The sequence below is a fragment of the Phytobacter sp. RSE-02 genome, from assembly GCF_040578655.1.
GTDB lineage: Bacteria > Pseudomonadota > Gammaproteobacteria > Enterobacterales > Enterobacteriaceae > Phytobacter > Phytobacter diazotrophicus.
Genome location: NZ_JBEULY010000004.1, coordinates 240948 through 264385, shown reverse-complemented (window position 1 = coordinate 264385; position 23438 = coordinate 240948). Strand labels below are relative to the sequence as shown.

The window sequence follows — 23438 nt, the reverse complement described above, 5'->3', positions numbered from 1 at the left end:
TTGCGCAGAGTTTCAGCAGAAAGCCGTTAACGCACGTTAACGGCTTTTTTTTTATACCCGCAGGTAATAACCTATGCCCGAATTCAACCACCGGAGTGAAGAATGAAACTGTTTTATAAACCAGGCGCCTGCTCATTGGCTTCCCATATTGTTCTGCGTGAAGCAGGTAAAGACTTTGAACTGGCACGCGTGGATTTAGCAAAAAAATGCCTGGAAAATGGTGATGACTTTTTGGCTATCAACCCGAAAGGACAGATCCCGGCACTGGCCATTAATGCCAACACCCTGTTAACCGAAGGCGTGGCGATTATGCAGTATGTGGCTGACAGCGCACCGAAAAGCGACCTGCTGCCGCCGGTGGGGTTCCTGAGCCGTTACAAGACGCTGGAGTGGCTGAATTTCGTGGCAACTGAGCTGCACAAAGGGTTTACTCCCCTGTTTCGTCCGGATACGCCAGAAGCGTTCAAACCGACCGCTCGCGCTCTGCTGGAAAAGAAACTGGAGTATGTTGACGCGGCGCTGGCAGACCAGCAGTGGATTAACGGCGAGAACTTCTCCATTGCCGATGCATACCTGTTCACGGTACTGCGCTGGGCGGTAGCGGTGAAACTGAACTTCCCGCAGGCCGGGAATATTGCCAACTATATGCAACGCGTGGCCTCTCGTCCGGCGGTTGCCGCCGCAATGGCCGCAGAAGGGATTTAATCTTCCACGCTTTTGCCATAAAAAAAAGGAGTGGTTTCCCACTCCTTTTTCATGTTTCGCGTATCTGGCGGTTATTTCCAGCACACCAGACAGTAGTTCTTCTTACCGCGACGTAACAGCGTATAACGGCCAAAGAGAATGTCCGTTTCCTGGAAGAAATATTCCGGATCAGACTGTTTCTCACCGTTGATGGTGACCGCGTTGGAGGCGATGGTTTTACGCGCCTGACCACGAGATGGCTGCAGCTCCGAGTCTACCAGCGCCTGCATCAGGTCTGCGCCTTTCTCCATTTCGATCATCGGTACGCCGTCCTGCGCCAGTTGCTCGAAGTCTGCTTCGCTGAGATCGCTCAGGTTGCCGTTAAAAAGGCTTTCGGTAATGCGTTTTGCCGCCACCAGACCTTCTACGCCATGAACCAGTTTGGTCACCTGCTCGGCCAGCACATACTGGGCACGCGGTGCTTTGCCGCTGTTCTTGTCTTCTTCTTCCAGAGCATTAATCTCTTCAATGTCCATAAAGGTGAAGAATTTCAGGAAGCGATAAACGTCAGCATCCGCGGTATTGATCCAGAACTGGTAGAATTTGTACGGGCTGGTTTTCTTCGGATCAAGCCAGACTGCGCCACCTTCGGTTTTGCCGAACTTCGTGCCGTCAGCTTTAGTGATCAGCGGAACGGTCAGACCAAAGACCTGATTCTGGTGCAGGCGACGGGTCAGATCGATACCGGAGGTGATGTTCCCCCACTGGTCGGAACCGCCAATCTGCAGCGCCACACCGTGCAGTTTGTTCAGGCAGGCAAAGTCGTAACCCTGCAGCAGGTTGTAGGAAAACTCAGTAAACGAGATACCCTGATCGTCACGGTTCAGACGCTGCTTCACCGCTTCTTTGTTGATCATCTGGTTAACGGAGAAGTGCTTGCCGATATCGCGCAGGAAAGTCAGCACGTTCATATTGCCGAACCAGTCGTAGTTGTTAGCCGCAATCGCCGCGTTTTCACCACAGTTGAAGTCGAGGAACGGCGCAACCTGTTTGCGGATTTTATCCACCCACTCCTGCACCGTGTCTTCGGTATTCAGTTTACGCTCAGCGGCTTTGAAACTCGGGTCGCCAATCAGCCCCGTCGCGCCGCCCACCAGCGCGACAGGTTTGTGCCCGGCCTGCTGGAAGCGTTTCAGGCATAACAATGGAACAAGATGCCCCAAATGCAAGCTGTCGGCGGTAGGGTCGAAGCCGCAATAGAGCGCGATCGGGCCTTGCGCCAGTCGCTCTGCTAACGCTTCCTCGTCCGTCACCTGGGCTACCAGCCCGCGCTCTTGCAATTGTTTAATCAAGTTACTGCTTGCCATCAAATTCTCCATTTAAAACGACTGCACCTCTGCCGGTACACGACTTTTCGCCAGTTACGAAAGTTACATAGAATAAAGCGCCGGATGCAGGAGCACCAGCGCTTAGCGCAACATTTTTCAGGGTTTACGGCGCGAGGCGATCAATTTTCCATGCGTCATTTTCACGCTGGTATAAAAAACGATCGTGGAGACGGTGCGCGCCTCCCTGCCAGAACTCCATTTGCTCAATACTGACGCGATAGCCGCCCCAGAAGCTGGGTAACGGAACTTCGCCCTGCTGGAACTTCTGCTTGAGTTCAAGGAATTTGCTTTCGAGAATGCCACGCGCGGAGATCCGGCTGGATTGCTGTGAGACCCACGCGCCAATCTGGCTGTCGCGTGGACGGCTGTGGAAATACTTCACCACCTCCAGCGTAGAAAGGCGCTCAGCTTTACCGATCACCATGACCTGGCGCTCCAGCATGTGCCACGGAAACAGCAGGCTGATAGCCGGGTTTTTCTCGATCTGGTGGGCTTTACGACTGCCCAGATTGGTATAAAACACCAGCCCTTTCTCGTCATAGTGTTTGAGCAGCACAATACGCTGGTAAGGTTGACCGGTTTCATCAACAGTCGCAACGACCATCGCGGTCGGGTCGGCGAGTTTGGCTTCACACGCCTGACCAAGCCAGCGCTCAAACAGCGGCAACGGTTCGGAGGGAAGATCGGCGCGGCGCAAGCCGCCTTTGGTGTACTCACGGCGCAAATGCGCGATTTGCTGCAATTGATCGTTATCAGACATGGCGTTAGCAAGATGAATTATCAGGTGGGGCTATTGTGCCCCCCCCTTGCGAAAATCTCAACGCCGCGGATTTTGTAACTGGCAGTTATTCAGTACGATGCGATCGCGCTTGTAGACCGTGGCGCCATCCCCCTTCGACCAGAAGACATAAATACCGTCAGTGTAGCGTGTCCCCGACGCCGACAGACCTTGCTTGAGGATCAGCGGGGTATTGTCATAAATAAAGCTCACTTCCTGGCGGGGATGGTTCAATTTCACCGTCAGCGGCTTTTCGTCACACTGATAGTTAAGCGTATCCGTATTCATGCGCTCAACAAACTGGTTGTAGTAACTACACCCGGCGAGAAGCGCGGGCAGGCAGGCGATTAACACTCTTTTCATTAGGTTTTCCCGAGACTGTCCTGGTCATGGAGGACGCGAATAACGTCCTCCGTAAACCCCGGAGTCTAACGGTACGCAGCCTGGGTGAAAGTCAGTTAACTCTGATTCTGTCGCGGATTAGCCGGATAGATAGCCCCCAGCACGCTGGCCTGCGATGCCCCCGTTACCGAAGGTAAGTTGCCAGGTAAACCGGCCAGCGTACGCCAGGCAAGCCAGGCAAAGGCAAGGGCTTCCATATCATCGCCACTGATTCCCGCCTCATCCGTCGTGGTGACCTCAGTACCCGGCAGCAGCGCAGAAAGGCGCGCCATCAACAACGGATTACGGCTCCCCCCGCCACAGACCAGCAACCGTTCGCAGCCGCCGCACAACAATACCTGTTCGGAAATCGTCACCGCCGTCAGTTCAACCAGCGTAGTTTCGACATCACGCGGATCCAGCGCCGGGAAAATCGCCAACTGACGCTCAAGCCAGCCATAGTTAAAATATTCACGTCCGGTGCTTTTCGGCGCGGGTGCAGCAAAATAGGGATCGCTGAGCATGTTTTGCAGCAGCGGCAGGACGACTTTCCCACCGCTCGCCCACTGGGCGTCTTTATCGTAGGGCTTGCCAAGTTGACGCCAAATCCAGGCATCCATCAGCATATTTCCTGGCCCGGTGTCATATCCGCGGACCGGTTTAGCCGGGAAAAGTAGTGAGATATTGGCGATGCCACCGATGTTCAGTACTATCCGGCGCTCAATGGGATGTGCCAGTAACGCATGATGAAACGCCGGGACCAGCGGTGCCCCCTGCCCGCCAAGGGCAATATCGCGGCGGCGGAAATCCCCGACCACAGTCACACCGGTTAACGCGGCGATTTGATTGTTATCACCAATTTGCAGCGTATGAGGCGCATCGCCGGTGGGCTCATGCCAGATGGTTTGACCGTGGCAACCAATGGCCACGATATCTTTTGCGCTGAGTTGTTCTTGCGCCATCAGTGCAAGGACAGCTTCGGCAAAAAGTTTGCCCAGACGCGTATCCAGTTGCCCCAGTTGCGACAGGGTGAGCGATTGGCCCTGGCAGATGCTCAGGACAGCCTCTTTCAGCGGTATCGGCATCGGCCAGGTGAGACTGGCCTGTTGGGCGACCATCTTGTCATCAATAGCGGCAAGCACAACATCCACACCATCAAGGCTTGTTCCCGACATTACGCCAATATAGCGACCCGATTTCATACGCCTTCCTCGTTGCAGGGCTTTAGACGTTCACTCCACCATAAAGTGTTTTGTAAAGCTATCGATTACAAATACTTTTTAACAATCGAATCAGAGCTCACTGAAGGAAAAACAGCGGCAGACGCTTATAATCGGCCTGTTTAGGACCGGTTAAATCCATCATTGTTATTATTTTTGCTATGTTTTGGCAGAAGATGTGACCTGGTGTGACTAAATGCCATATAATTTAACCATGACGGATGCTCAACTGAGCATGTTTTGGTGAACAGGAGATTCATAGATGATGTTACGTGCACTGGCAGTTACGCTGGTTGGATTTACTCTGGCGGGTTGTGTTAATGACAGTACTCTTTCCGGAGATGTCTATTCCGCTTCAGAAGCCAAACAAGTACAAAATGTCACTTACGGCACCATTGTCAACGTTCGTCAGGTACAAATCCAGGGCGGTGACGACAGCAACGTTGTCGGCGCTTTGGGTGGCGCGGTACTGGGTGGCTTCCTGGGCAACACCGTGGGTGGTGGCACCGGGCGTTCTCTTGCAACAGCGGCGGGTGCTGTGGCGGGTGGCGTAGCCGGTCAGAGCGTGCAGGGTGCGATGAATAAATCACAGGGTGTGGAGCTGGAAATTCGTAAAGACGATGGCAGCAGCATTATGGTTGTGCAGAAACAGGGCAACTCCCGTTTCGTCGCAGGCCAGCGTGTCGCACTGGCAAGCAATGGGCGCCAGGTTACCGTATCCCCGCGTTAATGGTATCAGTGCCTTCGCAGGCGACGACCTGAACGTAGAGATAAAAAAGCCTCGCATCTGCGAGGCTTTTTAATTACAACCGAGCATTAGTCTCGCGACTGCAACTCAATGATGTTCTGTTCCAGCCTGGCAATCAGGCTAATCAACAAATCCAGCTCTTCCGGTGAAATACCCGAAAGAATTTCGCCCCGCGTTTGCTTAATCACCGTTTCCATTTCTTCGATGATCGGGTCAGCTTTTTCTGTCAATTTGATCCGTTTTGCACGGCGGTCATTGGCACAGGTCTGGCGAGAAATAAGCCCTTTCTCTTCCAGTTGGTCCAACGTACGCACCAGCGAAGGCTGCTCGATGCCGATCGCTTTTGCCAGTTGAATTTGCGACTGATCGGGAGGAAGCTGATGAATGTTATGCAGCGTGACCCAATGCGTTTGCGTCAATTCCAGAGGTTTCAGGCGATGGTCAATCAGAGCACGCCAGATGCGCACTAAGCGTGCCAGATCAGAACCTAATGGCGATTCCAATTTCATCTCCTTATAATTAGCTTGCTAAGTTATTATACTCATTTTAGAATAGTGTGCAGCATTTATATTGCTAAAACAAATGCATTGCTGCCTTCACCGTGTTCGCCCATTCTTACTATCTCCGTCTGGCGGTCTTCGCCGTCAAAACGAACCGGTGAACCTTTCTGTAAAGGACTAACGCTTTTGACGCTGACAATTCGCTCCCCGGAATTTCCCCTGCAGGACCTGATCTTCGGCGCTTCGGTCTACTTTCCCCCTATCTTTAAAGCAGTACTGCTGGGGTTTATGGTGTGGCTGGTTTTGCATCGCTTACTGCGTGACTGGATGTACGCAGGGGATATCTGGCATCCCATCCTGATGGATCTCTCACTTTTCGTGATCGCTATCAGTCTGTCTCTCGGCTTTTTGATCATGTGGTAACTATGCGCCTGAAATCACTTAAATACTTTTCGACGTTACTGGTTCTGGCCGTGGCGCTCGCCGCTGGCTGGTGGTTATGGAACTTCTATATGCAGGCCCCCTGGACACGCGACGGTAAAGTCCGCGCTGAGCAGGTCAGTATCACCCCGCAAGTGTCAGGAAGCATTACTGAGCTGAATATAAAGGATAACCAGTTAGTTAAAGCGGGCGATATTTTGCTCCGAATCGACGACACGCCGTACAAAATCGCCGTGCTGAATGCCCAGGCGCAACTGGCGCGCGCGCAAACCGATCTCTCCAAAGCCAATAATGAAGCCAACCGTCGCCGCCATTTGTCGAAAAATTATATTTCAGCAGAAGATCTCGATACCGCAAATATCAATGTGAAGGCGATGCAGGCGAGCGTCAATGCGGCCGAGGCCGCCCTGCAACAGGCACAATGGCAACTTTCACAAACGCAGGTAAAAGCCCCCGTAGACGGCTGGATAACCAATCTTTCCACCCGCACCGGCAACTACGCCACCGCCGGGCAACCGCTGTTTGCACTCATCGACAGCCACTCTTTTTATGTGGTGGGGTATTTCGAAGAGACAAAATTGCGTCATATTCGTCAAGGTGCCGCGGCGCAAATCGTTCTCTACAGCGGCAATATTACGTTACAGGGTCACGTTTCCAGTATCGGTCGGGCAATTTATGACCAGAGCGTCGAAACCGACAGCGGTCTGGTGGCAGACATCAAGCCGAATGTGCCCTGGGTGCGTCTGGCCCAGCGCGTGCCTGTTCGGATTCAGTTCAATTCCCTGCCCGCCGATGTGACACTGGTGTCCGGCACCACCTGCACGGTATCGATCGGCGGCGCGAAGTGAAAATTGCGTTTCCCCTGCCCTGGCTTACCGCAACACGTCCTCAGTGGCGGTACGCCATGCGCAACAGTATTGCGATGTGCCTGGCCCTGACGGTCGCCTATTACCTCAATCTGGATGAGCCTTACTGGGCAATGACTTCTGCCGCCGTCGTGAGTTTTCCGACCGTGGGCGGGGTGATCAGTAAAAGTCTCGGTCGTGTCGCGGGCAGCCTGCTGGGAGCGACAGCGGCGATGATCATTGCCGGACATACGCTTAACGATCCGTGGTTGTTTCTGTTCGCCATGGCCGCATGGATAGGTTTCTGTACCTGGGCCTGTGCGCAGTTCAGTAATAACGTCGCTTACGCCTTCCAGCTTGCAGGGTATACCGCCGCGATTATTGCCTTTCCGGTGGTCAATATTACAGACACCACCGAACTGTGGGATATCGCCCAGGCCCGCGTCTGTGAAGTACTGCTGGGGATTGGCTGTGGCGGCATGATGATGATGATCATGCCGAGCACGTCTGACGGTACCGCGTTGCTGAGCGCGCTGAAAAAGATGCACGCCCGCCTGCTCGAACATGCCAGCCTGCTCTGGCAACAGGAGATAACCGACGCCATCCGCACCGCCCATGAAAATGTGATTGGGCAGATATTGACCATGAATTTGCTGCGCATCCAGGCTTTCTGGAGCCACTATCGTTTTCGTCGTCAGAACCGGCTTCTCAACCACCTGCTCCATCAGCAATTACGTCTGACCAGCGTTATCTCCAGCCTGCGCCGACTGCTATTGAACTGGCCGCATCCGCCTGAGAATACGCGAGCAATACTCGAAACGTTGCTGGTGGAGCTCGCCCGGCCTGGCGCGCACTTTTATACCATAGCGCGCATTATTGCCCCTCTCGCGCCGATGAATGACGACGACTATCGGCACCGCGCCTTCTGGCACCGTTTGCGATACTTCTGCCGACTGTACCTGGCCAGCAGCCGTTGGCTGGCGCGTCTTGAAAATGCCACCCCGATCACCGAATTTACGCTGCCCAGAAGCCGTGCTCTGGCGCGCTTTACCGATAACGCCGAGGCGCTGTGGAGCGGGATACGTACCTTTGGTGCATTGAGTCTGGTGGGCGCCTGGACGATCACCAGCCAGTGGGAGTACGGCGATGCAGCGCTGACCCTTGCCGCCATCAGTTGCGTACTCTATTCGGTCTCTCCCGCCCCGTTTAATTCATTGACGCTACTTCTACGCACGCTCGCGTTGCTGACATTATTCAGTTTCGTCGTGAAGTTTGGTCTGATGGTACAGATCAGCGATTTATGGGTGTTCTTGCTATTTTTGCTGCCACTGTTGACCACAATGCAGTTGCTCAAGCTCCAAATGCCCAAACTGGCTGGGCTGTGGGGGCAATTGATCGTTTTTATGGGATCGTTTATTTCGGTGACCAATCCCCCGGTCTATGACCTGGCGGATTTTTTAAATGACGATCTGGCGAAAATTCTCGGCGTGGCGCTGGCGTGGCTCTCGTTTGCCATTTTGCGCCCTGGGTCAGATGCGCACAAAAGCCGCCGTCATATTCGTGCGCTTCGGCGAGGTTTTGTCGACCAGCTCAGCCGAATGCCGACGATGAGCGAGCATGAATTTGAGTCGGTGGTTTATCACCATATTAGTCAGTTGAGTAACAGCAAAGATGCACTCGCCCGCCGCTGGTTATTACGCTGGGGAGTGGTTTTGCTCAACTGTTCGCATGTGGTCTGGCAACTGCGCGACTGGGAGGCACGCTCAGATCCCTTGTCGAAAGTCAGGGATCTCTGTCTGAGCCTGTTACGCGATGTGATGAGTGAACGCGGCGTGCAACAGCGCCCACTGGCCGCAACGCTTAGCGAACTGCAACGGATTTGTGATGCGCTGGCACGCCATCATCAACCTGCCGCACGGGAACTGGCATCGCTTATCTGGCGATTGTATTGCTCGTTATCGCAACTGGAGCAAGCCCCGGCAGCAGGCACACTGGCCGATTCCGCTAGCGGATAACACCACAGGCGTAACGTGCCCCGCCACCGCCGAGCGGTTTCGGTGAATCAGACATGTTATCGCCGCCAACATGAACCATCAGGGCTTTTTCTTTCACGTCACTGAGTTTTTTCAGGCGCGGCGCAACCACCGCATCGGTCGCCTTACCGTCGTTGTTAACCACCAGCACCGGTAAATCTCCTAAATGCCCCATCCCCTCGGGGCCTTCGTGTTTACCGGTTTTATCGGGGTCGAGATGACCACCTGCCGCCTCGGCAGCAGAGGGTTTTCCATCTTTCAACGCAGGCTCACACGATCCTTTTGCATGAACATGAAAGCCATGTTCACCGGGCGGGAGTCCTTTTAGATCGGGCGTAAATTTCAGCCCCTTATCGGTTTCGCTGATGTTCACCGTGCCGACGGACTGCCCCGTCCCCTCGGCAGTGACGAGGTTCATCTTCACTTCGGTACTGGCCGCCTGCGCACCGGCGCAGACGAACAGTGTCAACATTGCCAGACTAAAACGCTTCATATGACCTCCGTTTTTTGCTTTTGCCCTGTAAGTTTAAACCAGGGAAAAAGATTTGGCGGAAAGTCACCTTAGCGCTTATCAGGGAACATCGTAACCCAGGGCCGCTTTGCGGATGCGGAACCACTGCTGGCGGGTCATCTCAAGGCTTGCCGCTCCCAGCGCCGAACGGACGCGTTCAATTTTTCCGGAACCGATTATCGGCAACGGCTGCGACGGCAGCCGCATCACCCAGGCATACACCACTTGTTCAATACTCTGGGCATTCAGTTCTTGCGCCACTTTCGCCAGTTCATCACGCAGTGGCTGGAACGCCTCATCGTTGAACAGACGTCCACCGCCAAGGCAGGACCAGGCCATCGGGCGAATGCGCAATTGCTGGAGTTGATCGAGCGTACCGTCCAGTAATAGCGGCTGGTGAACCGGAGAAATCTCAACCTGGTTGGTCGCCAGGGTAAACGGCAGGCGCGACTGGAGCAGCGAGAACTGCGCCGGGGTGAAGTTCGACACGCCAAAATGGCTCACTTTGCCGCTCTGGTGCAGATGCAAAAACGCCTCAGCCACTTCATCGGCATCCATCAGCGGATCCGGGCGATGAATGAGCAGCAGGTCCAGACGTTCGGTCGCCAGATTCACCAATGACTGTTCGGCGCTGGCGATAATGTGATCGCGGCTGGTGATGTAGTGGCCCAACGCATTCTCAGCACGGGCAGTGGTGGCGATACCGCATTTAGAGACAATCTCCATGCGTTGACGCAGATGGGGAGCCAGCTTGAGCGCCTCGCCAAAAGCCGCTTCGCACTGGTAACCACCGTAGATGTCCGCATGGTCGACAGTGGTGACACCGAGATCCAGGTGCTCCTCAATAAAACTCACCAACTGACGGGCAGACATATTCCAGTCCATCAGTCGCCAATAGCCCATCACAAAACGGGAGAACTCCGGTCCCTGCGGCGCAAGGGTAATTCTCTGAACCATAACCACTTCCTCAGCAATAATTTGCCATGAGTATACGCAATTATGGCGTCAAAACAGTGAGGGTTGCTCAGGTTCTTCAGGCGGGAGGGCTTTATTCGCCCGTAATTTGCGCAGAAAACGCTGACGACACAGGCGCAGGACATCCTGTTTTTGGGCGTCGCTTATGGTTTGCCAGTTGAACCGTTCTTCGCGGCTGCGCATACAGCCACGGCAAAATCCCCGCTCATCTGACTGGCATATTCCCCGGCACGGGCTCTGGACGGGGAAAAACTCCAGTTGTTCTGGCACGCATCGCCTCCTGTAATATTCGTCTCTCTTTATTGAAGACTGCGCGCGCGGAACCTGCAAGATTGAGATCGCATCTATTGCTACTTGCAATAGACCAATCGGTCTAGTAGATTGTGCCCATGAGCAGAAATACTGAACACGATACCCGCGAACACCTGCTGGAAACCGGCGAGCGCTTATGCATGCATCGCGGTTTTACGGGCATGGGGTTAAGCGAATTACTGAAAACAACGGAAGTGCCGAAGGGCTCTTTCTACCACTATTTTCGCTCGAAAGAGGCGTTCGGGGTTGCGATGCTCGAACGTCATTATGCCGGGTATCACCAGCGTCTGACGGATCATTTTGCCACAGGCGCAGGAAACTATCGCGATCGCCTGCTCGCGTATTATCAGCAGACACTCATCCAGTTTTGTGATCAGGGGATTATCAGCGGCTGCCTGACCGTCAAGCTTTCTGCCGAGGTGTGTGACCTGTCAGAAACGATGCGTGAAGCCATGGACAAAGGTGCCAGTGGCATTATCACCTTACTGGCACAGGCGCTGGAAAGCGGCCGCCGTGATCAGTGTCTGACCTTTACTGGTGATGCGCTGACCCAGGCGCAGGTGCTCTATTCCCTGTGGCTGGGTGCCAATCTGCAGGCTAAGATTTCACGCAGTGCCGTGCCGCTGGAAAGTGCGCTGGCCCATGCGAAAACGATTATTGCAGCGCCTCTTTAACAGGCGTTTTTATTTACCACTTTACTAGTCGACCGGTCTATTCAGGAGAATTTATGTCCAGCAATTTGTTTACGCCGCTGAAAATTGGCGCGATTACCATCCCAAACCGTGTGCTGATGGCTCCGCTGACACGTCTGCGCAGCATTGAGCCTGGCGATATCCCGACTCCGCTGATGGGCGAATACTACCGCCAGCGCGCCAGCTCTGGCTTAATCATCAGTGAAGCGACCCAAATCTCTGCACAGGCGAAAGGCTATGCAGGCGCGCCGGGCCTTCACAGCCCGGAACAAATTGCCGCATGGAAAAAAATCACCGCTGGCGTACACGCTGAAAACGGTCATATGGCGGTTCAGCTCTGGCACACCGGACGCATTTCTCACACCAGCCTGCAGCCTGGCGGCCAGGCACCTGTTGCCCCTTCGGCGATCAGTTCCGGTACCCGTACCTCCCTGCGTGACGCTAACGGCAACGCAACCCGCGAAGACACGTCGATGCCGCGAGCGCTGGAAACCAGCGAAATTCCGGGCATCGTCAATGATTTCCGTCAGGCCGTCATCAACGCACGTGAAGCCGGTTTTGATTTAGTCGAATTGCACTCTGCCCACGGCTATCTGTTGCACCAGTTCCTGTCACCGTCTGCCAACCAGCGTACCGACCAGTATGGCGGCAGCATCGAAAACCGCGCCCGCCTGGTGCTGGAAGTTGTTGATGCCGTAAGCGCTGCCTGGAGTGCGGATCGCATCGGTATTCGCGTCTCCCCTATCGGTTCCTTCCAGAACACCGATAACGGCCCGAATGAAGAAGAAGACGCACTGTACTTTATTGAAGAACTGGGTAAACGCGGGATTGCCTATCTGCACATGTCCGAGCCGGACTGGGCAGGCGGTCAGCCGTACACCGAGGAGTTCCGTCGCAAAGTGCGTGAGCGTTTCCACGGCCCCATCATCGGTGCTGGCGCCTACACGGTAGAAAAAGCAGAAGATCTGATTGCGAAAGGTTTGATTGACGCGGTGGCCTTTGGTCGTGCTTATATCGCTAACCCGGATCTGGTTGAACGCCTGCAGCGCAAAGCAGAACTGAACCCGCAACGCCCGGAAAGCTTCTATGGCGGTGGCGCGGAAGGTTATACCGACTACCCTTCTTTATAATCACTTCGTTGATAGCGGCAGGGATCCGCCGCTATACTAAAACTCTGTTTCGAATGACAATTCATTGACGCTTAAGAGGACATTATGCGCTTACTTCACACCATGCTGCGCGTTGGCGACCTGCAACGCTCCATCGATTTCTACACCAAAGTGCTGGGCATGCAGTTGCTGCGTACCAGTGAAAACCCGGAATACAAATACTCACTGGCCTTTGTGGGTTATGGTCCGGAAACAGAAACGGCAGTTATCGAACTGACCTATAACTGGGGCGTAGATAAATATGACCTGGGCAGCGCTTACGGTCATATCGCGCTGGAAGTGGATAATGCGGCAGAAGCCTGTGAGCGGATTCGTCAAAATGGCGGCAACGTAACGCGTGAAGCGGGTCCGGTAAAAGGCGGCACCACCGTTATCGCTTTTATTGAAGATCCGGACGGCTATAAAGTCGAACTGATTGAAGCCAAAGACGCGGGACGCGGTTTGGGCAATTAATGCTTTACGGGCGCCTGTGGCGCCCGCTGTTTTACATCCCTTCGCAAAATTTGCCATAATGCGCTGCCATTTTCCCTTAGCAAGAGACTCCAATGTCCGATAACGCCCAACTTACCGGTCTGTGCGACCGTTTTCGCGGTTTTTACCCTGTCGTGATTGATGTTGAAACCGCCGGGTTTAACGCCAAAACCGATGCACTGCTGGAGGTCGCTGCCATCACGCTGAAAATGGACGACCAGGGTTGGTTAATGCCTGACAGCACCCTGCATTTTCATGTTGAACCGTTTGAGGGAGCGAACCTGCAGCCGGAAGCGCTGGCATTTAACGGTATCGACCCGAATAACCCGCTGCGGGGTGCCGTGAGCGAGCACGACGCGCTCCACGCTATTTTCAAGATGGTGCGTAAAGGTATTAAAGATCAGAATTGTAATCGCGCCATTATGGTGGCTCACAACGCCACCTTCGACCACAGCTTTATGATGGCTGCCGCTGAGCGTGCATCCCTTAAGCGTAATCCGTTCCATCCGTTCGTCACTTTCGATACCGCCTCGTTGAGCGGGCTGGCGCTGGGGCAAACGGTGCTTTCGAAAGCCTGCGCCACCGCCGGCATTAATTTTGACGCAACCCAGGCACACTCCGCGCTGTACGACACTGAGCAGACCGCACTGCTGTTTTGCGAGATAGTTAACCGCTGGAAACGGCTGGGCGGCTGGCCGCTACCCATCGCAGATAGCGAGGCATAAAAAAAGCGACCCGAAGGTCGCTTTTTTATTGCGATGATTATTCCGCGTCCGGCTCTTCGGATTTGTATTTCGCCGCCGTCTCTTTGATCAGCTGCTGCAATTCGCCGCGCTGGTACATTTCGATTACGATGTCGCACCCGCCAACCAGCTCGCCATCAACCCACAGTTGCGGGAAGGTCGGCCAGTTTGCATATTTCGGCAGCTCGGCGCGAATGTCCGGGTTTTGCAGAATATCAACGTAAGCAAAACGTTCGCCACAGGCGGAGAGCGCTTGCACTGCCTGTGCGGAAAAGCCGCAGCTTGGCAGCTTCGGAGAGCCTTTCATATACAGGAGAATCGGGTTTTCAGCGATCTGGCGCTGGATTTTTTCAAGGGTAGAGCTCATTGTCTTGCTTCCTTCAACTTCTTTTCGGCAGATAGTCGTCATTGTAACGGTTAAGGTGCGTAACCGAAAATAACATTTTGTTCACCACTCATTATTTTATCGTCTGTCGCGATAAGTTGCTTTTAAAATATCACTTATCTCACGTTTCACCGCACGCCATTAGTTCAACATTTGAGCTTCTTCCAGAGCCAATTGGTGATTTTTTTTGCGCTTGCTAACGAAACACAGTTTTAGATGCAAAAACCCTATTAACTTTTGTGCTTTTTTTAGATTAGAATCGACGCGGTTCTAAATCATACGCAAGCATTATTGAATGCCTGCACTTATCAGGGGATTGCTCAGTGGCGCGAATTCATACAGCTTCGATCACGCTCTGTGCTTTGTTGTTCACCACGTTGACTTTCACGCCATTAGCGAGTGCTTCCGAGCAGACGCGAGGTTCGGCCGTGCATAAGACAACGCATCTGGCGAAAGCATCCGAGAGTAAGAAAAAAACCACCACAGAAAAAACATCAAAGAAAAGCAGTCGCACCGAAACAAAAACAACGGCTAAAGCCGGAAATAAAAAAGTGGCAGTGACGAAAAAATCGTCAACCAGCAGCAAAAATACCACCAGTAAGAATTCCTCCCGTCACAGTAAAACCAGCACGAAACCCATCGCCGCTACCGCTATGACGGAAAAATGCACAAAGCGCAAAGGCCATAAACCGCACTGTGTAAAAGTGAAAAACAGCAAACTTGTTGCGCTTTCTGATGCGCACAAAGTCCGCATCCAAAAAGTACAGAAAACTGCCATGTCCAAACTGATGAATCAGATTGGCAAACCTTACCATTGGGGCGGCACCTCCCCGATGACCGGCTTTGATTGCAGTGGTCTGGTCTATTACGCCTATAAAGATCTGGTGAAATTCCGCATTCCTCGCACCGCGAACGAAATGTATCACCTGCGTGATGCCTCTCCGGTCAACGTTGCGGAACTGGAAAGCGGCGATCTGGTGTTTTTCCGTACACAGGGTCGTGGTACCGCTGACCACGTGGGTGTGTATGTCGGCAACGGCAAATTCATTCAGTCACCACGCAGCGGCCAGGATATTCAGATTACCTCATTAAGCGAAGATTACTGGCAGCGTCATTATGTGGGTGCCCGCAGAGTGGTTACGCCAAAAACCATCCGCTAATCTCGTACCTGCCGCTAATGCGGCAGGTAACTCTCTCTTTTTTCTCCCCTTTCGATTTGCTACCCTATCCTTACACTCAATAAGGTTATTGAGTGCATTACAACAATAAGGAGTGAAGCAATGTCGTTCGAATTACCTGCATTACCGTATGCAAAAGACGCCCTGGCTCCGCACATTTCTGCGGAAACACTGGAGTACCATCACGGCAAACATCATCAGGCTTATGTCACCAACCTGAACAACCTGATTAAAGGCAGCCCACTGGAAGGCAAAACTCTGGAAGAGATTATTCGTAGCTCTGAGGGCGGCGTGTTTAACAATGCAGCCCAGGTCTGGAACCACACCTTCTACTGGCATTGTCTGGCCCCGAACGCAGGCGGTGAACCTACCGGTGCAGTGGCGGCTGCGATTACCGAAGCCTTTGGCAGCTTTGCTGAGTTTAAAGCGAAATTCACGGATGCCGCAGTGAAGAACTTTGGTTCAGGCTGGACGTGGCTTGTGAAAAACGCCGATGGCAAACTGGCCATTGTTTCGACATCAAACGCCGGAACACCGCTGACCACCGACGCCACGCCGCTGCTGACTGTGGATGTGTGGGAACACGCTTACTACATTGACTATCGTAACGCCCGTCCAAACTATCTGGAGCATTTCTGGGCGCTGGTCAACTGGGAGTTTGTCGCGAAGAATCTCGCCGCGTAATCATCAGGAGGGGAAACCCTCCTGTTTTTTACTCTGCTGCTGTGCAGGTGCGTTCTGTGCTGGCTCTGCCGGAAAACAGCACCAACAGTAACGCCATCCCTGCAATAATCGCCCCGGTAACCGGCACAACGGTATACCCCAGACCACCCGAAATCACCGCGCCCCCTGCCGCGGCCCCCAGCGCATTGCCCAGGTTAAACGCGCCAATATTGACTGACGACGACAATCCGGGAGCTTCATGTGCCACACGCATAACACGCATCTGCAACGGAGGCACTACCGCAAAGGTTGCCGCGCCCCAGATAACCATGCTGATTGCCGCACCAATTTCACTGCGTGCCAGCCAGGGAATAGCAACCATAATCACGATCAATAACAGCAAGAAGCCTTTCAGGGTCGCCGTGACCGAGCGGTCAGCCAGCTTGCCGCCAAGGTAGTTGCCGATGGAGAATCCAACGCCCACCAGCACCAGCATCGCGGTGATAAAGGCCGGAGTGGCATCGGTAATACGGTGCAGCACCGGCGAAATGTAAGTGTAGAGCGTGAACATCGCCCCTGCCCCCAGTACCGTCGTCAGCAACGCGGAAACCACCTGAGGCCGCATTAAGACCGCCAGCTCTTTACGTACATCAGGACATTCGCCGGCACTGCCTTTCGGCAAGGAAAAATAGAGACTGACCATGGCGATAACCCCCAGCCCCGCCGTAGCAAGGAACGACATGCGCCAGCCAATCGCCCCGCCCAGCCAGGTTGCTGCGGGCACACCACCAATATTGGCGATAGTCAGTCCCATAAACATGGTCGCCACCGCGCTTGCCTGTTTTTCTTTTGCCACCACGCTTGCAGCCACCACAGAACCCAACCCAAAGAAAGCGCCGTGGTTAAGGCTTGTGATAATGCGGGAGAGCATCAGTGTTGTGTAATCAGGTGAAAGTGCCGACAGCACATTGCCGAGGGTAAAAATCGCCATCAGGAACACCAGCGCATTACGTCGCGCCCGGTGTGAAAGCAGCAATGTCATTAACGGTGCTCCAACCATCACGCCAATGGCATAAGCGCTAATAAGCATACCCGCTGCCGGGATCGAGACATCCACGCCCTGGGCGATAACAGGGAGTAACCCCATGGGGGAAAATTCGGTCGTACCGATGCCGAAAGCGCCAATCGCCAGGGCAAGCAGTGGGAAATTAATCTTCATAAATAGACTCCGGAATTGCCGTGTCGACGCGCGACACCGTCACAGAAGTCAAAAGTATGACATTAATCACAAAAAACAGAAGTTAGCGAAATGGGAAAAGACTATTGCTAATTTGATGACAATCGAGGAGTGAAACGAGGGAGAGAAACCTCTCCCTCGGGATAAATCAATGCAGTGCGGCAGTCAGCCCGGCAGCAACAATCAGGGCAAGTACAATCACGGTAGTCATTAAAGAAAACTTCAGGTCGGTGCTCATCAATTTTTCTCCTTATTAATTTCCACACAAAAAGTGATGTAACGCATTTTTGCACAAATAATCGTAAAAATCTTGCAGGATTTAGGGTGATACACGTTTTAGCACTTCCCCTTTTGGTCAAGATCAGACAAAATTCGACGCTAAATTTATTAGCGTACCGGCCATTGACTCCCCTCCTGACGTCCAGTGTCTTTTTCCCGGCGTATTGCAATCCCTTCTATGGGTACAGGGTGATGGAAGGCAAACGTTTACCTTATGTATTATCAGGAGTTTACGATATGGTCTGGAGTAAGATCTGATGGCAACGATTAAAGACGTAGCGAAGCGAGCAAACGTTTCCACCACAACCGTATCACACGTAATTAACAAGACGCGTTTCGTTGCAGAAGAGACGCGTAACGCCGTCTGGGCGGCGATTAAAGAATTACATTACTCCCCCAGCGCGGTTGCCCGCAGCCTGAAAGTCAATCATACAAAATCTATTGGCTTGCTGGCGACCAGTAGCGAAGCGGCTTATTTCGCTGAGATCATCGAGGCGGTCGAGAAAAATTGTTTCCAGAAAGGCTATACCCTTATTCTCGGTAACGCCTGGAATAACCTGGAAAAACAGCGCGCCTATCTGTCCATGATGGCGCAAAAACGTGTGGATGGCCTGCTGGTCATGTGTTCTGAATATCCGGAATCGTTACTCAGTATGCTGGAAGAGTATCGCCACATTCCCATGGTGGTCATGGACTGGGGCGAAGCAAAAGCCGATTTTACCGATACAGTCATCGATAATGCCTTTGCCGGCGGCTATATGGCTGGCCGTTACCTGATTGAACGCGGCCATCGCGAAATTGGCGTTATCCCAGGCCCCCTTGAGCGCAACACGGGCGCAGGCCGTCTGAGCGGGTTTATGAAAGCGATGGAAGAGGCCCATATCACCGTGCCGGAAAACTGGATCGTGCAGGGTGACTTTGAGCCGGAGTCCGGCTATCGCGCCATGCAACAGATCCTGACCCAGTCCTCTCGCCCGACCGCGGTGTTCTGCGGCGGCGATATTATGGCAATGGGCGCGTTGTGTGCGGCAGACGAAATGGGCCTGCGCGTGCCGCAGGATATTTCGGTGATCGGTTATGATAACGTGCGTAATTCGCGTTTCTTTACCCCTTCACTAACGACCATTCACCAGCCGAAAGACTCGCTGGGGGAAACCGCGTTTAACATGCTGCTTGACCGTATCGTGAACAAACGTGAAGAGTCACAGTCGATTGAAGTGCATCCGCGCCTGATTGAACGCCGCTCGGTTGCCGATGGTCCGTTCCGCGACTATCGCCGTTAATCCTGCCGGGAGCAGTTCACTCCTGCTCCCGCAGCCATTCCCTGTTCAGCGTTTCGCTGTCGCCCAGATAACTCAGTAACCAACTCAGCGCCGGTGAGGCATCATTCTGCTGCCAGGTCAGACAACAGGCGGCGTCCGGGAAGGGGTTTTCCAGTGCCAGCGCAACCCACTCACCGCGATCGATCCACGGCCGGGCGAAATGCGCAGGCACCATCCCAATACACAGCCCGGCTGACAAACAGGCCGCAGATGACTCCCAGTCCGGGGCGACAACCCGCTTCTGATTATCCAAAAGCCAGGTGATACGTTTAGGCAGCGAGCGGGAAGTATCTTCGCGTACCAGTGAGGGCCAGTTGCGCAACGTATCATCACTGAGCGGTGATGCCATTGTCGCCAGCGGATGATGGCGGGCGACCACGCATTTCCAGCTCAGCATGCCCATATCGCGAAAGGTATATCGGCCACCGACCGGAATCGCCTGGGTCGCACCGATAGCCAGTTCGACACGCCCGTCGGCCAGCGCATCCCACACACCGTTAAACACCTCCTGGGAGACCAGCAGTTCGACATCGCTAAAATGGCGATAGAAGTCGACAATCATCTGGCGCGTACGTTCCGGTTTGACGATGTTATCGACGGCGATAGATAGCTGCCCCCGCCAGCCGTTGGCGATTTGTTGGCATTGTTGACGGGTGATCTGCATTTTTTTGATAACAGAACGCCCCTCTTTCAAAAACCACACGCCAGCCGGCGTCAACTCCACATCCCGGTGACGGCGTTCAAACAACGGCACCGCCAGCCACTCTTCAAGCTGACGCACTGTATAGCTGACCGCAGAAGGGACGCGATGCAACTCCTGCGCCGCACCGCTAAAGCTGCCGTTTCGCGCCACGGCATCAACCACTTCGAGAGAATATTCTGACCACATAATCTGCCTGCAAAAATTTTGAAACCAATGCGCAAATATTAGCGTTTCACAAGCCGACTTGCACTCCTTAGACTCTGGAGCCCTGTTAACCTGCCATAAAAAAGAGATCTGCCATGCAACCTGGAAAAGGATTTTTAGTCTGGCTCGCGGGCTTAAGCGTACTGGGCTTTCTGGCCACCGATATGTACCTGCCGGCGTTCGCCGATATTCAGCAAGATTTAAATACCTCTGCCGCAGCGGTCAGCGCGACGCTGAGCCTGTTCCTTGCAGGCTTTGCCGTTGCCCAACTGGTCTGGGGGCCGTTGTCGGATCGCTATGGTCGTAAACCCATTTTGCTAAGCGGCCTGGCCATTTTCGCCGTCGGCTGCCTTGGTATGCTGTGGGTTCAGGATGCTGTCTGGTTGCTGGTGTTGCGTTTTGTCCAGGCAGTCGGGGTCTGTGCTGCTGCCGTGACCTGGCAGGCGCTGGTAACAGATCACTATCCGGCGCAGCGTACAAACCGTATTTTTGCCACCATCATGCCACTGGTGGGGTTATCGCCTGCCCTTGCGCCGCTGCTTGGTAGCTGGATTCTGGCGCACTTTTCCTGGCAAGCGATCTTCGCCACATTATTTGCCATCACCGTTATATTGATGCTGCCGGCACTGCGTCTGCGTCCTGGCGCGCAGAAACCGGCAAAAACCGCGCAGGCGCTGACCTTCGCCGCGCTGTTGCGCGATAAAGCCTATCGTGGCAACGTGCTGATTTATGCCGCCTGCTCAGCCAGCTTTTTTGCCTGGCTTACCGGTTCACCATTTATTCTTCATGAAATGGGCTACGGCCCGGCGGTTATCGGCCTGAGTTATGTGCCGCAAACCATCGCCTTTCTGGTGGGGGGCTACGGCTGTCGCGCCGCCTTGCAGAAATGGTCTGGTGCCCGTTTATTACCGTGGTTGCTGCTGGCCTTCGCATTGAGCGTTGCGGCAACCTGGGGAGTGGGGTTAATGCCTGGCGCCTCACTGACCGCCCTGCTGATCCCCTTCTGTCTGATGGCAATGGCAAATGGCGCAATCTATCCGATTGTCGTGGCTCAGGCGTTGCGCCCCTTCCCGCAGGCTACCGGACGGGCGGCCGCCTTGCAGAATACACTGCAATTAGGGCTGTGTTTTGTCGCAAGCCTGGTGGTATCGGCTCTGATTACCCATCCGCTGCTCGCCACCACCAGCGTGATGCTGTCAACGGTCGCTCTGGTCGCTTTTGGCTACCGTATGCAGCGCCAGGAAAGTGAGCGTTTTCATGCGGATGAAGCCAGTGAGTCGTCCTCGCACGCGTAATTTCATGAGCGACTATGTTACAGTCTAGTGATTAGCTTGCTAACAGTTTTCTGTTGTATCAGCGGATTTTGAGGCCTATACTCTTTTCCGGCTAGTTACAAATACGATAAATATTAGGTATTAACGGGAGCCGGAGTGCTCCCGTTTGTCCATGGAAGGCCTTTCTGGCAAGGGTCATCTCCCTTCCTCTGTTCTACGTCGGATATCAGCCTCACGGCGCAAACCGTGAGATTTCTCACATACCTCAAAAAGCGTCTACGCTCTTTTAAGGTTCTGATCACTTGCTGGTGGTGGAGAAGTTATGAGTTCATCGTGTATAGAAGAGGTTAGCGTACGGGATGATAACTGGTTCCGTATCGCAAACGAGTTGCTGAGCCGCGCCGGTATCCAGGTTAATGGACCGTCGGCATCTGATATTCAGGTTAAAAACCCTGATTTTTTTAAACGTGTTTTGCAGGAGGGGTCGCTCGGACTGGGGGAAAGTTATATGGACGGCTGGTGGGAATGTGACCGGCTGGATGTGTTTTTTACGAAAGTCTTGCGCGCCGGGCTGGAAAAACAGCTTCCGCGCCATTTGAAAGATACCCTTCGTATCGCCGGGGCAAGATTATTTAATCTGCAATCCAAAAAACGCGCATGGATCGTCGGGAAGGAGCATTACGACTTGGGTAACGATCTTTTTACCCGCATGCTGGACCCGCAGATGCAATACTCTTGCGCCTACTGGAAAGATGCTGAGCGCCTTGAAGACGCGCAGATCGCCAAATTACGCCTGATTTGCGAAAAACTTCAGCTCAAGCCAGGGATGCGCGTGCTGGACATTGGCTGCGGTTGGGGCGGTCTGGCGCAATTTATGGCGCAAAACTACGCGGTCAGCGTCGTGGGTGTCACTATTTCTGCCGAGCAACAAAAACACGCGCAACAGCGTTGTCTGGGGCTGGATGTCGATATTCGCCTGCAAGATTACCGCGATTTGAACGATCAGTTCGACCGCATCGTCTCTGTTGGTATGTTCGAACATGTCGGTCCTAAAAATTACGACACCTACTTTACCGTCGTTGATCGTAACCTCAAACCGGATGGTCTTTTCCTGCTACATACCATCGGTTCACGGCGAACCGATCATAATGTGGATCCCTGGATTGACCGTTATATCTTCCCCAATGGCTGCCTTCCGTCAGTGCGGCAGATAGCGAATGCCAGTGAGTCCCATTTCGTGATGGAAGACTGGCATAATTTCGGCGCAGACTACGATAAAACATTAATGGCCTGGTATGAACGATTCCTCGCCAGTTGGCCAGAAATCGCCGATAACTATTCCGAACGGTTTAAACGTATGTTCAGTTACTACCTTAACGCCTGCGCAGGCGCTTTCCGTGCGCGGGATATTCAACTCTGGCAGGTGGTATTCAGCCGGGGTATTGAACATGGACTTCGCGTAGCACGCTAACAGCCCACCCCGCTTTTGCGGGGTTTTTTCTTTCTGTCAGACCGTGCAGCTTCTCAACCAGCGCCCCACCCTTTTCTGCTGGCATAAAAAAGGAGAATACCTTTCATATTCTCCCTTATTAGCTCATTTTTTTTCGCGGGATTATTCGTCGTTACTGACAACAGCAGCCGCTGCCTCTTTGGCCGCCAGAACGCGTTCAACCGTGTCGACAACCGCCTGTGTTTGCGGATCAATTTCGATGTTCACGCGATGACCCAATTTTTTACTGCCAAGCGTGGTGCGCTGCAACGTTTCCGGGATCAGATGCACGCAGAAACGGGTTGGCGTCACTTCGCCCACCGTCAGGCTGATGCCATCAATCCCAATAAAGCCTTTATAAAGGATGTATTTCATCAGCGCCGGATCCTGTACCTTGAACCAAATCTGACGGTTATTTTCGGAGGTCAGGATTTTAACGATTTCCGCGGTGGTCATAATATGGCCCGACATTAAATGCCCGCCAATTTCATCGCTGAATTTTGCCGCGCGCTCAACGTTTACCGCATCGCCGACCGCCAGCTCACCCAGATTGGTGATGCGCAACGTCTCTTTCATCAAATCAAAACTGATATGGCTGCCATTAATCTCCGTGACCGTCAGGCAGCAACCGTTGTTTGCCACCGACGCCCCGGTTTCAAGCCCTTCCAGCATATGATCCGGTAGCTCGACGACGTGAGTTCGGAAATTGGGCTTATCATCGATGGACACCAGTTTTGCCGTGCCCTGTACAATACCAGTAAACATGCCTACCACTCCTGTATGTCATTTACGGCACCGCCGTTTTCTAAAACG

Annotated in this window: 27 protein-coding genes; 14 read left to right on the top strand and 13 right to left on the bottom strand. The window is 53.5% G+C overall.

The genetic code is table 11. The annotated features are described in order from the left end of the window. Positions 1 to 102 precede the first annotated feature (102 nt). The gene (gene gstA / locus ABU190_RS11440) at positions 103 to 705 is read left to right on the top strand and encodes a glutathione transferase GstA (protein ID WP_354691347.1); all 603 of its coding nucleotides are present in this window, start codon (positions 103 to 105) and stop codon (positions 703 to 705) included. A gap of 71 nt (positions 706 to 776) precedes the next feature. Here gstA and tyrS read toward each other — a convergent pair whose 3' ends face one another. The 4 genes from tyrS to anmK form a co-directional block, all read right to left on the bottom strand. Further along, positions 777 to 2051: a tyrosine--tRNA ligase gene (gene tyrS, locus ABU190_RS11435; protein WP_354691346.1), complete on the bottom strand. Its 1275-nt coding sequence runs from the start codon at positions 2049 to 2051 to the stop codon at positions 777 to 779. Between the two features lie 124 nt (positions 2052 to 2175). Next, on the bottom strand, positions 2176 to 2832 hold the full coding sequence (pdxH, locus tag ABU190_RS11430) for a pyridoxamine 5'-phosphate oxidase (protein ID WP_041851546.1): 657 nt from the start codon (positions 2830 to 2832) through the stop codon (positions 2176 to 2178). A gap of 57 nt (positions 2833 to 2889) precedes the next feature. Next, a complete protein-coding gene (gene mliC / locus ABU190_RS11425; RefSeq protein ID WP_079498085.1) occupies positions 2890 to 3213 on the bottom strand; it encodes a C-type lysozyme inhibitor in 324 nt (107 codons plus the stop codon). Between the two features lie 95 nt (positions 3214 to 3308). After that, complete coding sequence (anmK, locus tag ABU190_RS11420) at positions 3309 to 4433, bottom strand: anhydro-N-acetylmuramic acid kinase (RefSeq protein WP_354691345.1); 1125 nt, start codon at positions 4431 to 4433, stop codon at positions 3309 to 3311. A gap of 280 nt (positions 4434 to 4713) precedes the next feature. On the opposite strand from anmK, the gene slyB reads away from it, so the two are divergent. Then, positions 4714 to 5181, top strand: coding sequence for an outer membrane lipoprotein SlyB (gene slyB / locus ABU190_RS11415; RefSeq protein ID WP_071195338.1), 468 nt, complete (start codon positions 4714 to 4716; stop codon positions 5179 to 5181). Between the two features lie 86 nt (positions 5182 to 5267). On the opposite strand, the gene slyA is transcribed toward slyB, so the two are convergent. Continuing rightward, the gene (slyA, locus tag ABU190_RS11410) at positions 5268 to 5708 is read right to left on the bottom strand and encodes a transcriptional regulator SlyA (RefSeq protein WP_041851550.1); all 441 of its coding nucleotides are present in this window, start codon (positions 5706 to 5708) and stop codon (positions 5268 to 5270) included. Between the two features lie 177 nt (positions 5709 to 5885). Between slyA and ABU190_RS11405 the strand changes: the two genes are divergently transcribed. From ABU190_RS11405 to ABU190_RS11395, 3 genes are read left to right on the top strand one after another with little or no spacing between them, the layout of a single operon-like run. Continuing rightward, positions 5886 to 6122: a DUF1656 domain-containing protein gene (locus tag ABU190_RS11405; RefSeq protein ID WP_041851551.1), complete on the top strand. Its 237-nt coding sequence runs from the start codon at positions 5886 to 5888 to the stop codon at positions 6120 to 6122. Between the two features lie 2 nt (positions 6123 to 6124). After that, on the top strand, positions 6125 to 6988 hold the full coding sequence (locus ABU190_RS11400) for an HlyD family secretion protein (RefSeq protein WP_354691344.1): 864 nt from the start codon (positions 6125 to 6127) through the stop codon (positions 6986 to 6988). Next, on the top strand, positions 6985 to 9000 hold the full coding sequence (locus ABU190_RS11395; protein ID WP_354691343.1) for an FUSC family protein: 2016 nt from the start codon (positions 6985 to 6987) through the stop codon (positions 8998 to 9000). Before ABU190_RS11400 ends, ABU190_RS11395 begins: the two co-directional genes overlap by 4 nt. Here ABU190_RS11395 and sodC read toward each other — a convergent pair. From sodC to ABU190_RS11380, 3 genes are all read right to left on the bottom strand, one after another. Next, positions 8990 to 9511 (bottom strand): superoxide dismutase [Cu-Zn] SodC, encoded by a 522-nt coding sequence (gene sodC / locus ABU190_RS11390; protein ID WP_354691342.1) that lies wholly within the window; start codon positions 9509 to 9511, stop codon positions 8990 to 8992. The genes ABU190_RS11395 and sodC overlap by 11 nt on opposite strands. Before the next feature lie 78 nt (positions 9512 to 9589). Further along, a complete protein-coding gene (locus ABU190_RS11385) occupies positions 9590 to 10486 on the bottom strand; it encodes an aldo/keto reductase family oxidoreductase (RefSeq protein WP_354691341.1) in 897 nt (298 codons plus the stop codon). Positions 10487 to 10534: 48 nt separating this feature from the next. Then, on the bottom strand, positions 10535 to 10774 hold the full coding sequence (locus tag ABU190_RS11380; RefSeq protein ID WP_354691340.1) for a DUF1289 domain-containing protein: 240 nt from the start codon (positions 10772 to 10774) through the stop codon (positions 10535 to 10537). Between the two features lie 119 nt (positions 10775 to 10893). On the opposite strand from ABU190_RS11380, the gene ABU190_RS11375 reads away from it, so the two are divergent. The 4 genes from ABU190_RS11375 (at position 10894) to rnt (ending at position 13873) form a co-directional block, all read left to right on the top strand. Further along, positions 10894 to 11490: a TetR/AcrR family transcriptional regulator gene (locus ABU190_RS11375; RefSeq protein WP_354691339.1), complete on the top strand. Its 597-nt coding sequence runs from the start codon at positions 10894 to 10896 to the stop codon at positions 11488 to 11490. A 53-nt stretch (positions 11491 to 11543) separates the two neighbouring features. Then, positions 11544 to 12638, top strand: coding sequence for an alkene reductase (locus ABU190_RS11370; protein ID WP_041851558.1), 1095 nt, complete (start codon positions 11544 to 11546; stop codon positions 12636 to 12638). Positions 12639 to 12722: 84 nt separating this feature from the next. After that, the gene (gene gloA / locus ABU190_RS11365; protein ID WP_041851559.1) at positions 12723 to 13130 is read left to right on the top strand and encodes a lactoylglutathione lyase; all 408 of its coding nucleotides are present in this window, start codon (positions 12723 to 12725) and stop codon (positions 13128 to 13130) included. Positions 13131 to 13222: 92 nt separating this feature from the next. Continuing rightward, positions 13223 to 13873 (top strand): ribonuclease T, encoded by a 651-nt coding sequence (gene rnt, locus ABU190_RS11360; protein ID WP_041851560.1) that lies wholly within the window; start codon positions 13223 to 13225, stop codon positions 13871 to 13873. 37 nt (positions 13874 to 13910) lie between these two features. On the opposite strand, the gene grxD is transcribed toward rnt, so the two are convergent. Next, on the bottom strand, positions 13911 to 14258 hold the full coding sequence (grxD, locus tag ABU190_RS11355) for a monothiol glutaredoxin 4 (RefSeq protein WP_041851561.1): 348 nt from the start codon (positions 14256 to 14258) through the stop codon (positions 13911 to 13913). 341 nt (positions 14259 to 14599) lie between these two features. On the opposite strand from grxD, the gene ABU190_RS11350 reads away from it, so the two are divergent. Then, on the top strand, positions 14600 to 15436 hold the full coding sequence (locus ABU190_RS11350; protein ID WP_354691338.1) for an NlpC/P60 family protein: 837 nt from the start codon (positions 14600 to 14602) through the stop codon (positions 15434 to 15436). A gap of 120 nt (positions 15437 to 15556) precedes the next feature. Further along, a complete protein-coding gene (sodB, locus tag ABU190_RS11345; protein WP_079498092.1) occupies positions 15557 to 16138 on the top strand; it encodes a superoxide dismutase [Fe] in 582 nt (193 codons plus the stop codon). Between the two features lie 28 nt (positions 16139 to 16166). On the opposite strand, the gene ABU190_RS11340 is transcribed toward sodB, so the two are convergent. Together ABU190_RS11340 and ABU190_RS11335 are read right to left on the bottom strand one after the other, a co-directional pair. Next, positions 16167 to 17336, bottom strand: coding sequence for an MFS transporter (locus ABU190_RS11340; protein WP_354691337.1), 1170 nt, complete (start codon positions 17334 to 17336; stop codon positions 16167 to 16169). 166 nt (positions 17337 to 17502) lie between these two features. Continuing rightward, the gene (locus tag ABU190_RS11335) at positions 17503 to 17592 is read right to left on the bottom strand and encodes a YnhF family membrane protein (RefSeq protein ID WP_193793635.1); all 90 of its coding nucleotides are present in this window, start codon (positions 17590 to 17592) and stop codon (positions 17503 to 17505) included. A 298-nt stretch (positions 17593 to 17890) separates the two neighbouring features. On the opposite strand from ABU190_RS11335, the gene purR reads away from it, so the two are divergent. Continuing rightward, complete coding sequence (gene purR, locus ABU190_RS11330; protein ID WP_041851565.1) at positions 17891 to 18916, top strand: HTH-type transcriptional repressor PurR; 1026 nt, start codon at positions 17891 to 17893, stop codon at positions 18914 to 18916. A gap of 16 nt (positions 18917 to 18932) precedes the next feature. On the opposite strand, the gene punR is transcribed toward purR, so the two are convergent. After that, complete coding sequence (gene punR, locus ABU190_RS11325; protein WP_041851566.1) at positions 18933 to 19844, bottom strand: DNA-binding transcriptional activator PunR; 912 nt, start codon at positions 19842 to 19844, stop codon at positions 18933 to 18935. A 113-nt stretch (positions 19845 to 19957) separates the two neighbouring features. On the opposite strand from punR, the gene punC reads away from it, so the two are divergent. Together punC and cfa are read left to right on the top strand one after the other, a co-directional pair. Further along, positions 19958 to 21157 carry a purine nucleoside transporter PunC gene (gene punC, locus ABU190_RS11320; RefSeq protein WP_354691336.1) on the top strand — a complete coding sequence of 400 codons (1200 nt, stop codon included), beginning with the start codon at positions 19958 to 19960 and terminating at the stop codon, positions 21155 to 21157. A gap of 301 nt (positions 21158 to 21458) precedes the next feature. Further along, entirely contained in the window at positions 21459 to 22607 is a 1149-nt protein-coding gene (gene cfa / locus ABU190_RS11315) for a cyclopropane fatty acyl phospholipid synthase (RefSeq protein WP_041851568.1), read from the top strand. Positions 22608 to 22748: 141 nt separating this feature from the next. On the opposite strand, the gene ABU190_RS11310 is transcribed toward cfa, so the two are convergent. Beyond that, the gene (locus tag ABU190_RS11310) at positions 22749 to 23390 is read right to left on the bottom strand and encodes a riboflavin synthase (RefSeq protein ID WP_041851569.1); all 642 of its coding nucleotides are present in this window, start codon (positions 23388 to 23390) and stop codon (positions 22749 to 22751) included. Positions 23391 to 23438: the final 48 nt, after the last annotated feature.